The following is a 2,146-nucleotide window of genomic DNA, read 5'->3' on the forward strand; positions in this document are numbered from 1 at the left end:
TGTTCAGGTCTCGACATGAACGGCGAGCTTCGCCTTGATAAAAACCATTTTAGGATCCGCAGAGATCTATCCGAATTAATCAGAGGTGCCTTAAGAGTAATCCTAAGGGATATTGGGCCCAAAGAAGAGTTCCAGTTTTGCAAAAAAGGTGGGCCCACTTTGGGGTTGGAGTGGTGGTTCTGGCAGGAGCAGATGAGGCCGGGATAGAAGAACAGTATGCTGTGTATATGAACAGTATATTGGTCAGTTGTTGGTAACAGCGCTCGAAAACGTGCAGGCGATGTCTCGTTTTGCACATGAGTAAAATAAAAAGTGCAGTGTTATCAGATGGTTAAACGCCACCTTCTGTAAATAAACTGCACACCTTCTCAGAAATATAAGCGCGCTCGTTTTGCCCGGGCGGGACATGGAATAATATTGTAGAATCGTATTTTTATTAATCAGTTACGGCCGTTCCATAGAAAGTCCATCAGGACATATATAAGACCGCTCGTTATTAAAATGTTATGAGTAAATACAAGTGGACCTGAGAATTACAATTTACTGCGCATTGTCCATTTCAGTGGTATTTGGCCTTGTATCAACTGTTTTCTATTTTGGGGATTGGTTTAGACTCGGAATAGTAGCGGCCATAGGCTTGTTCGTCGGTATTCTTTTGGCTCCAGAGATAGAGCCAAAAAAATTCAAACGTGGATGGTTACTGCAGATGAGTGCCGGGCTTTTTGCGGGGCTATTGGTCGGTTCTTTCTTCGAGCTAGAGGCAAGTTTGGTCATTAGTTGCGGAATCATAGGCGCTTTTCTTGGTTGGATTGCTCCGACCTGGGTCAAGCATGTCCAAATACCATGAACTCATAACAAGGCCGGGCAATTTGCTCCGGGCCTACGGCCCTCCGCGGGACAGCTTACCTGGGGCACTTTTTGCGCAGGTCGCTGTGCTCCCATTTTCGCGCAAAAGGCGCACAAGGTAAGCTGCCCCTGCCGGCGGCGTTATGTATGCGCACAATTTGAGATTTTATAGTGGCTAATCCAAAATTCTCATTTGAAATTGGTAAACGAGTACTAAGTTTAGAGTGCAGCCCATTTGCTAAGGAGATGCTGACGCTGGATGGCAGGGTAGTATCTGAAACCAGGTCGTTGAAAAGTAACAATAAGCATCATGCTGAAATTGAGGGGCGCACTTACATAGTTGAGCTTCAAGTAAATAATATTCTTACTGGAAGTCTCACCTGTAATTTATATGAGTCTGATAAATTAGTCTCATGCAAAACCACCCAGGCAGAGTTGGGTGAAAAGAACAAAACTATTAGCATTATTCTATTACTAGTATTTTGCCTTCTCATTGGTGTTGCAGCCCCTAAGATGGCAAGGTGGGTATGGTTAAGCCCACTACTTTTTGTTCTAGGTGTTGTTGTGGCTATGTCTATGCGAGAGCGTATATATAAAATACATAACAAGCGGCTGTAGTCGCCATGCAAAAAGCGCATGGCTGGGACGGCCTTTCCGTTGTTTGCTTATGCGCTTATCGCTACGCCAGCGCAACACAAACAACTCCAAGTCCGCCCCTAAGCCGGGCGTTATACGTAATCGAGTATGAATATCTGGTCAGCAATAGAAGAACTAATAAATATCGTTGAAATTGGTACGGGATCCGCTGATAAGGACGCGTCCAGAGTTGTTTTTCTTCTTGATTATCTCGCAATAGAAATGCACGGAGTTAATCCCGAAGGTGGCTTTGATGGGGTGGATGTTCCGGAAAATGATTATCCGGTCATTCGCAAAGCAGCTGAAGAGAGATTTCCAAGTTGGGGTTATTACAACACTCCAAAAGATGTGACAGAAAATGTCGCTGAGTCTGAGCTGCTTACAGGTGATGCCATTGATGACATAACAGACATAGTTAATGACCTTAAAATGGTGTTATGGTCTTACAAAAACGAAAATGAAATTAATGCACTTTGGCATCTGCGAGATAGCTACAATGGTCATTGGCGCTGGCATATGCGCAACTTACAGGTTTATTTGCATTGTCTAGAAAATGAGATATAAAACGTATAACAAGCGACTGTGGTGTCAATTCACCTAAAGATTTCTAATAAGCCCATGCAGTATTGTCCCTTACCATAGCGTTTAACATTGTTATTAATTT

Annotated in this window: 2 protein-coding genes; both read left to right on the forward strand. The window is 43.5% G+C overall.

The window, feature by feature from the left end:
* Positions 1–1,017: 1,017 nt before the first annotated feature.
* On the forward strand, positions 1,018–1,464 hold the full coding sequence (locus MIB40_RS19340; RefSeq protein WP_249697141.1) for a hypothetical protein: 447 nt from the start codon (positions 1,018–1,020) through the stop codon (positions 1,462–1,464).
* Positions 1,465–1,590: 126 nt separating this feature from the next.
* Positions 1,591–2,046, forward strand: coding sequence for a DUF5063 domain-containing protein (locus MIB40_RS19345; RefSeq protein WP_249697142.1), 456 nt, complete (start codon positions 1,591–1,593; stop codon positions 2,044–2,046).
* Positions 2,047–2,146: the final 100 nt, after the last annotated feature.

The organism is Aestuariirhabdus haliotis, assembly GCF_023509475.1.
Lineage (GTDB): Bacteria > Pseudomonadota > Gammaproteobacteria > Pseudomonadales > Aestuariirhabdaceae > Aestuariirhabdus > Aestuariirhabdus haliotis.

What these genes read in the sequence shown, in the direction of transcription:
- MIB40_RS19345 (WP_249697142.1), top strand. Translation starts at nt 1,591, where the DNA reads ATGAATATCTGGTCAGCAATAGAAGAACTAATAAATATCGTTGAAATT.